This is a genomic window from Streptomyces viridochromogenes DSM 40736 (assembly GCF_000158955.1).
GTDB classification, from domain to species: Bacteria; Actinomycetota; Actinomycetes; order Streptomycetales; family Streptomycetaceae; genus Streptomyces; species Streptomyces venetus.
Map to the genome: position 1 here is coordinate 1,144,191 of NZ_GG657757.1, position 8,817 is coordinate 1,153,007.

The 8,817-nt window shown below is 71.8% G+C and carries 3 protein-coding genes; all 3 read left to right on the forward strand.

What is annotated here, in order from left to right; all coding sequences use genetic code 11:
* Positions 1-22: 22 nt before the first annotated feature.
* Genes SSQG_RS04830 through SSQG_RS04840 form a run of 3 tightly spaced genes read left to right on the forward strand, consistent with a single transcriptional unit; the run spans position 23 to position 8,782 of the window.
* Positions 23-775: a TylF/MycF family methyltransferase gene (locus SSQG_RS04830; protein ID WP_003988589.1), complete on the forward strand. Its 753-nt coding sequence runs from the start codon at positions 23-25 to the stop codon at positions 773-775.
* A 23-nt stretch (positions 776-798) separates the two neighbouring features.
* A complete protein-coding gene (locus tag SSQG_RS04835) occupies positions 799-5,637 on the forward strand; it encodes a non-ribosomal peptide synthetase (RefSeq protein WP_052310238.1) in 4,839 nt (1,612 codons plus the stop codon).
* Between the two features lies 1 nt (position 5,638).
* A complete protein-coding gene (locus SSQG_RS04840) occupies positions 5,639-8,782 on the forward strand; it encodes a type I polyketide synthase (RefSeq protein WP_003988591.1) in 3,144 nt (1,047 codons plus the stop codon).
* Positions 8,783-8,817 lie beyond the last annotated feature (35 nt).

Consider the following 8,817-nt stretch of genomic DNA (forward strand, 5'->3'; position numbering starts at 1 on the left):
CCCATCCGACAGGAACGATTGCATGGATCCGACGGCACAGCTCTACCTGGATCTGATGAAGAAGGTACTGGCGAACACCATCTACGAGGACGCGCCCGTACCGGCCAGCTGGGCCCCGGCGCACGAGTACGACGAGCTCAACCGCAGACTCGGTGTCGACTGGCCGAGCGTGGCGCACACCATGATCGGGATACGTCGTCTCGAGAACGTCGAGCACTGCGTGAAGACAGCGCTCGCGGACGGCGTACCCGGTGACTTCATCGAGACCGGTGTGTGGCGCGGCGGTACCTGCATCTTCATGCGGGCCGTGCTCAAAGCCCACGGAGTGACCGACCGTCGCGTGTGGGTGGCGGACTCCTTCGAGGGCATGCCGGCGGCGGACGCGTCGACCCACGCGGGCGACCGGGAGCTCGCCTCCGACCGCTACAACGACTTCATGGCGACGGATCTGCCCACGGTCCGCCGGAACTTCGAGCGCTACGACCTGCTCGACGACCAGGTGCAGTTCCTGCCCGGCTGGTTCCGCGACACGCTGCCCACCGCCCCGGTGGACCGGCTCGCCGTGCTGCGGCTGGACAGCGACCTCTACGAGTCGACGATGGACACCTTGGTCCACCTGTACCCCAAGCTCTCGCCCGGCGGGTTCGTGATCGTGGACGACTACCACATCCCCGTGTGCGCCGAAGCCGTGCACGACTGGAGGGCCAAGTTCGGGGTCACGGACCCCATCCAGGACATCGACGGCCTGGGCGTCTTCTGGCGGCGTGAGGCATGAGCCCGAGGAATGGAGCAGCGGAAGTGACCGTAAACGCGGGCGAGGTGCTCGCCCTTGTCTCGGACCGGCTTGCGCTCCCGGCGCGACAGCTCGACCCAGGACGTCCGTTCGTCGCCGCGGGGGCGGACTCGCTGTCGCTCATGGCGCTGGCCAGGGCCGTACAGTCCGAGTTCGGGGTACGGGTGACGCTGCGTGAACTGTTCACGGACGTCGACACCCCGGAGAAGCTGGCCGCAACGGTGGCAGGCCGTGCCATGAACAGCGCTGACCCCACCGCCCCGGCCACCCCGGCCCCCTCGGCTCAGGTGCCGGTAGCGGCCGCGGAGTCCGCCCGGCCGGCTCCCGTGCCCACCACGCCCGCCGCACCACTTCCGGTGCCGGCCGAAGACGCCTTCGAGTCCGCGCTCGCCCTGTTCACCGACCAACTGCAGCTGGCGGGCAAGATGATGGCCCGGTTCTCCGAGCTGACGGCCGAACAGCTGAAGGTACTCAGCGGTCTGCGACCCGGCGAGGCCGTCGGCGCCCCGCCCGCCCCGCCCGCCGGCCGGCCCGCACCCGAAACGGACCGGACCGACGCCACTGCCTCCGGGCCTGCTCCTGTCCCCGTGACGACCCGCCGTCCGCCGGCCCGGGTGTCGGTGTCCCCTGCCGGCACACCCGGCCCCGTGCCTGCCGGCACCACCGCGCGCACGACACCCGACTTCAGCCTCTACTTCTTCGGCGACTATCCCGCACCCGACAGTGCCGTCGCCTACCAGCACCTGTTGCAGGCCGCGGAGTACGCCGACGAGCAGGGCTTCCACGCCCTGTGGCTGCCGGAGCGGCACTTCCACTCGTTCGGCGCGCTGTTCCCCAACCCTTCCGTCCTGGCAGCATCCCTCGCCACACGCACCTCCCGGGTCCGACTGCACGCGGGATCCGTCGTGCTGCCCCTGCACCACCCCGTCCGGGTGGCCGAGGAGTGGGCCGTCGTCGACAACCTCTCCCAAGGACGGGTCGGCCTCGGCTTCGCCAGTGGCTGGCACTCCACCGACTTCGTCCTGGCACCGGAGAACTACGGCCGGCAGCGGGACATCATGTACGAACACCTCGACACGTTCCGGCACCTGTGGTCCGGCCGGCCGTTGACCATGACCTCGGGCTCCGGCCACGCGACAGAGGTGAGCCTGCACCCCAGGCCCGTTCAGGGCGATGACATCCCGCTGTTCGCCGCGGTCCTGTCCAACCCCGAGAGCTACGAGCGGGCCGCACGGGCCGGACTCGGCATCGTCACCAACCTCATGGCGCAGAGCGTCGAGGACCTCGCGGCGAACATCGCCCGCTACCGTGCCGCCCGCGCGGCCCACGGTCTCGATCCCGCCACCGGACGCGTCGTGGTCCTGGTGCACACCTATCTCGGGCCCGACGCGGACCGTGCGAGGCAGGAGGCCCGCAAGCCGTTCTGCGACTACCTGCGCTCCTCGATCGACCTGTTCGACAACGCCGCCAACAGCCTCGGCATCGACGTGGATCTGCTGACCACGCACCAGGACGACCTCGACTACGTGCTCGACATGGCCTACGAGCGCTACTGCGCATCCCGGGCCCTGATCGGCAGCGCCGCCGAAGTGCGCCCCGTTCTGGACTCGTTGACGGCCGCGGGTGCGGACGAGATCGGATGCTTCATCGACTTCGGGGTCGCCCCCGAGCGGATGCTCGGCGGACTGCCCGAGCTCAACCGGCTGCGCACCGCGTGCACCGAGCCCCGGACCGAAACCGCCCCCGTCCCCGCCGCCACGCCCCGCAACGCCCCTGCCACCCCGCTGCAGCGCCAGCTGTGGCTACTCGACCGGATGAACCCCGGGAGCCACACCTACTACGAGCCCAAGGCCCTGCTCATCGAGGGTCCGCTCGACAGCGACGCGCTGCGGGTCGCCCTGCGTCGCGTCGTGGCACGCCATCCCCAACTGCGCACCGTCTTCCGGGAGCGCGCGGGCCGACTGGAACAGGTGGTGCTCGACACGATCGCGGTGGGCTGCCCGGTGACGGAACTGACCGGCCTGGACGACACGGCGGCACTGCTGCGGCTGCGGGACCTCGAGGACGAAGCGGACTTCGACCTCGCCACCGGCCCGCTGATACGGGCCAGGATCGGCAGGCTCGACGCAGAGCGTCATCTGCTGTACCTCGTGGCTCACCACACCGTGCTGGACGCCCTGTCGACCCGCATCCTGTGCCGGGACCTCGCCGCGTACTACCGCGCCTGGCCGGGCGAGCCCACCGATCTGCCCGAACTGCCCCCGTGGCCCACCGGCACGCCGGAGAGCAGCACTGCCGACGGACTGGCCTACTGGCAGCGGGAGCTGGCGGACGCCACCCCGCTCACCCTGCCCACCGACCGGCCGCGCTCCCCCGGGCACGAGGTGCGCGGAGCGACGCTGGTCGCCGAGATCGACGGCGAGCTGAGCGGCGGTGTCCGCGATCTCGCCCGAGCCGAGGGCTGCACGCCGTTCATGGCACTGCTCGGTGCCGTGTCCGCCACCCTCGGCCGGTTCGCCGCGCAGGACGACATCGTCATCGGCACGGCGGTCACGAACCGGCCCGAGGACGCCGCCGACGTGGTGGGCATGTTCGTCGAGACGGTCGCGCTGCGGCTCGACCTGTCCGGTGACATCGGCTTCCGTGAGCTGCTGCACCGCGTCAAGGCCCGCACCACCGAGGCCATGGACCACCGGGACGTCCCGTTCGACCGGATCGTGGAGGCCGTCAACCCGGACCGCGGCAGTGGCGCGAACCCGCTGTTCCAGGTCATGGTGGAGTACGAGGAGGAGCTGGACTCCGTCTTCGAGTCCAGCGAGCTGACGGCGGAGTTCCGGCAGGTGCCGCGCACACAGGCGCCGTTCGGCCTGACCTTCTACTTCACCGACCACGCGACCGGCATCCGCTGCACCGTCGAGTACGACGCCGGCCTCTTCGACGAGTCGACGGTGCGGCGGATCGTCGACTACGTCGAGCACCTGCTGCGCGGCTCGGTCGAAGCTCCCGGCGCCGCCCTCTCCGCGCTGCCGGCGCTGACCGCACGGGACGAGCGGACGCTGGCCGGTTTCCAGGGCGAGCGCACCGATCCCGAACCCGCCACGCTCCACGGACTGTTCGAGAAGCAGGCCGCCCTGACACCGGACGCCCTCGCGGTGGCCGGCGTGGGCGACCCGCTCACCTACGCGCAGCTGGACGCCGCGGCCAACCGCCTGGCACGGCGACTCGCCGACCGGGGTCTGGCCGAGGGTGAGGTCGCCGCGGTCAGCGTGCCTCGCGGGCCGGGTCTGGTGACGGCGGTACTCGCCGTGCTCAAATGCGGTGCGGCCTACGTGCCGGTTGACCGCGCGTTGCCGGCCGAGCGGCGCGCCTTCATGCTGACGGACAGCGGAGCCCGGCTCGTCATCGCCGACCGGACGCTCGACGACGACGTGGCCGACACCCTGCCCTGCCCGGTGCAGTGGCTGGAGGACGTGCCGCCGAGCGGTGCGGACGGGCCGCTGGACCGGACCGTGGACGACGAGGCCACGGCGTACTTCATCTACACCTCGGGCTCCAGCGGCCGCCCCAAGCCGGTGGCCGTGCCGCACCGGGGACCGGTGAACCTGATCCGCTGGCAACTGCGCACGCTCGGCGCGATGCGAACCGTGCAGTGGGCCTCGGCGGGCTTCGACGTGAGCGTCCAGGAGATCTTCTCCACTCTTGCCTCGGGGCAGGTGCTGATCACCATCGACGACGAGACCCGTTACGACCCGGCAGCCGTCGCGGCGCAGCTGCGCCACTTCGAGGTGCAGCGGATGAGCGTGCCGTTCACGCCCCTCAAGTACCTGGTGCACGAACTCAGGACGGTGCCGTCCCTGCGCCAGTTGCTCATCGGCGGCGAGAAGCTGACACTCACCCCCGAGCTGCGCGAACTTGCCGCACAGTGCCCCGAGCTGAGGATGTACAACCAGTACGGGCCCACCGAGACGTCGGTCGTGGTCACCTCGCACCAGGTGGATCCGGAGACCGAGACGGTGGTACCGATCGGACGGCCCGTGGACAATGTCACGCTCGACGTCGTCGACGACTCGGGACGGCCGGTGCCGGTCGGCGTCCCCGGCGAACTCGTCATCGGCGGTGTCGCCGTCTCGCACGGCTACCACAACAACCCCGACGCCACCGCTCGCAGCTTCTTCGAAGCGCCCGGCTCGGGTGATCGGCGCTATCGCACCGGTGATCTGGTGCGCTGGCGGGCCGACGGCGTCCTCGAGTACATCGGCCGCCTCGACGACCAGGTGAAGATCCGGGGCTACCGGGTGGAACCCGAGGAGGCGCAGTGGGCGCTCGGCCGCCTCGACGGTGTCCGCGAGGCCGTCGTCCTGGCCCGTCCCGACGAGGCCGGTGACACCGAACTCGCCGCTTTCGTGGTGCTGTCGGCTCCGCATGAGCCCGACGGCGACTGGAGCGCCCCGCTGCGCGCGCAGCTCGCCGCGATGCTGCCGCACTACCTCGTACCGCAGTCCTGGGTGCGGCTCGACCGGATCCCGTACGGGGCGACCGGCAAACTCGCCCGCGACGAACTCCTCACCCTGCGGGCCGAACCGGTCGTCGCGGAAACGGACTTCGAGATCAGCGAGCTGGAAGGACGGGTGCACAAGCTCTGGGCGGCCGAGCTGGGCCTCGACTCGATCGCGCCGGACCGCTCGTTCTTCGACATCGGCGGCAACTCGCTGTCAGCAGTGCGCGTCCTGGAGCGCGTCTTCATGGAGTTCGGGCATCGCATCCCCGTGGCCGACTTCTTCGCCGCCCCCACGGTCCGCGGGATCGCACACCGCCTGGCCGTCCTGCAGGAAGAGGAGCGCTGACATGGGTGCCTTCACCGAGCGGGAGCTGCGTCAGCGCATCGGTGCGCTCGTCGAGGAGGTGCTCGGCGGTACCGCTGATCCGCAGGCCTCGTTCTTCGACCTGGGACTCACCTCCCTGGTGCTGATGCGGGTGAAGCTCCGCCTGGAAGCCACGCTCGGCCTCTCCCTGGACGACACCGCCCTGTTCGAACACAGCAGCATCGCCGCGCTCGCCGCCCACCTCGCGCCCGGCGCGGCCGACGTGCCCCGGGGCCCCGGGCCCGCGCCGGCGCCCACCGACGGGCGGATCGCCGTGATCGGCATGGCCGCGCGTCTGCCGGGCGCACCGGACCTCGCCGCGCTCTGGGAGAACTTGCGCGCCGGCCGAAGCAGCGTGCGCCGCCTGGGCAGCGGGCAGGGCGACGGACGGGTGCGGGTCGCAGGGGTCATCGACGACGTCGAGTGCTTCGACGCGGACCACTTCGGCATGAGTCGGAAAGAGGCAGGCCTCACCGATCCGGCGCACCGGCTGTTCCTGGAGTGCTGTGCCCACGCCCTGGAGGACGGCGGGTACGCGGGCGGGTCCCACGGCCGCCGCATCGGGGTCTACGCGGGCGGCGGGATGAACCTGTACGGCCCCGCACTGCCGTACTTCGCCCGGCACGGCATGGGGGGCGCCACGCCCTCGGCGAACCTCATGGAGGAGATGCAGGGGCTGATCGGCGGCCAGCAGGACTTCCTCGCCACCCGGGTCGCCTACCGCCTCGGTCTCACCGGTGCGGCCGTCGCCGTCCAGAGCGCCTGTTCGACCGGGCTCGTCGCGGTCCATCTGGCCGCCCAGTCACTGCTGTCGGGCGAGAACGACCTGGTCCTGGCCGGGGCCGCGGCCGTGCACATGCCCCAGGACGCGGGGTACGCGCACGACCCGGAGTTCATCCTGTCCCCGAGCGGGGTGTGCCGGGCCTTCGATGCCGAGTCGGACGGCACGGTCGGGGGCAACGGCGTCGCCGTCGTGCTGCTCAAGCGGCTGGATGCCGCCCTTGCCGACGGTGACGACATTCAAGCGGTCGTCCTCGGCTCCGCGGTCAACAACGATGGCGCCGCCAAGGCCGGTTTCACCGCCCCCGGCGTGCGGGGCCATACGGAGGTCGTCCGGCTCGCGCTGGCCCGCGCGGGCATCGACGCGGATTCCGTCGGCCATGTGGAGGCCCATGGCACCGGAACCGAACTGGGCGACCCGGTGGAGTTCGAGGCGCTGTCGCGGGCGTACCGCTCGCAGCAGGGCAGGACCGCGTTCTGCGCCCTCGGCTCCGTCAAACCCAACCTCGGACATCTGGACACCTGTGCCGGGATGGCGGGGCTCGTCAAAACGGTGCTGATGCTGCGGCACGGCACCATCGTGCCCACCGCGAACGTGACCCGGCCGAATCCCCGGCTGCCCTGGGAGACCAGTCCATTCCGCCTGGCCACCGCGGCCGAGGTGTGGCGGACCCCGCGGGGCGTCCCGCGTCGTGGCGGAGTCAGTGCGCTGGGATTCGGCGGTACGAACGCCCATGTACTCCTCGAGGAGGCGCCGGCGGCGCCGGTCCGCCCGCAGCCCGCGCATCCGCTTCCGGTCCCGATCAGCGCACGATCCCGGGAAGCCCTTCAGGAGGTCGCCACGCGGCTGCGGGACGAGCTGCGGGCACGCCCCAGCCTCGGCGTCGCCGACGTCCACACCACGCTGGCGCTCGGCCGCACGCATCATTCCCACCGCACGGTGGTGCACGGCCGGACCGCTGCCGAACTGGCCGACGGCCTCGACCGGTTCCTGCGGCTGCCCGACGAGGAACAGCCGGCCACCGCGGGGCCGATCGCCTTCGCCTTCTCCGGGCAGGGCCAGGCCACCGCGGGAACGGCACGGGAGCTGTACCGGCGGTACCCCGTCGTGCGCGAGGCCCTGGACGAGTGCGAGGAGACATACCGGCAGGTGGCACAGGGCAGTCTGCTCGACGTGCTCCTGACACCGCCTTCGGACGGTGCGGGAGCGGTCACTCAGGCAGCCCAGTTCGCCCTGCAGATGGCACTCGTACGGCTGTGGCGGCAGTTCGGAGTCGAGCCCGAGTGCGTCCTCGGGCACAGTCTCGGCGAGATCGCAGCGCTCTGCGCGGCGGGTGCCTTCTCACTCGCCGACGGGCTGCGCTTCACCGCCGCACGGGACCAGATCATGCGGGAAGCCGCGCCCGGCCGCATGCTGGCCCTGCACGGCGACGCCGACACCGTCACGGAGCTGTGCGCCGGGCTGCAGGTGGAGACCGCCGCGGTGAACGGGCCGCGTTCTCTCGTGCTGTCCGGTTCCCCCGAGGCCATCGAGGCGGCTCACCGGGTGCTGGCCGGACAGGGCATCGCCTGCCGACCGCTCGATGTGGACCGGGCCTTCCACTCCGCGCTGCTCGACCCGGTGCTCCCCGCCCTGCGGGAGGCCGCCGAGTCCCTCACGTTCGCACCGCTGCGGTTGCCGTGCGGCCACAGCGCGGCGGGCGAGGTGCTCCCCGCGGGATCTGTCGTGAACGCGGAACATCTGGTGCGTCAGGCACGCCGGCCCGTGCTGTTCCAGCGGACGCTGGCCGCCGTGCACAGGCTGGGCCACGCCGACTTCCTCGAGCTCGGGCCCGCCGACGTGCTCACGTCGCTGGGCAGGACGGCGCTGCCCGGCAGTCACTGGACCGCGAGCCGGCCGGGGGAGCCGGCCGGTGCCGGCGGGCTGCACGAGGCGCTGGCAGAGCTGTACCGCCGGGGCTTGAGTGTCGACTGGCGCGCTGTGGGTGCGGGCGGCGGCCGGGTCCGGCTGCCTGGCTATCCCTTCCGCCGCGAGCCGTACCCGGCGCCGGAACCGCCCCGGCTCACCCGGGCGAAGACGCCGGTGGACGCCGCGCCCTCACCGGCGGACGGGGCGTCCGGGCCGGTCCCGCCCTCACCTGCTGCCACCCCACCGGCCGCCGTCGTCCCGGCGCCTTCACCCGCCGCCGTCGCCGCCGCCCCCGCAGTCGGCACCGCTCCACGCGCCCTCACCGCGGTCGCCGGACAGCAGCTCGCCTCCCTGGAGGACCTCGTCGACGGCGCCCACGACCTGATGAACGCACAACTGCGCACGTTGTCCGGCCTCGTCGGCAAAGACCCGCAGTGAGCAGCGAAAGGACCCCGTTCATGCACCGGAGCGAA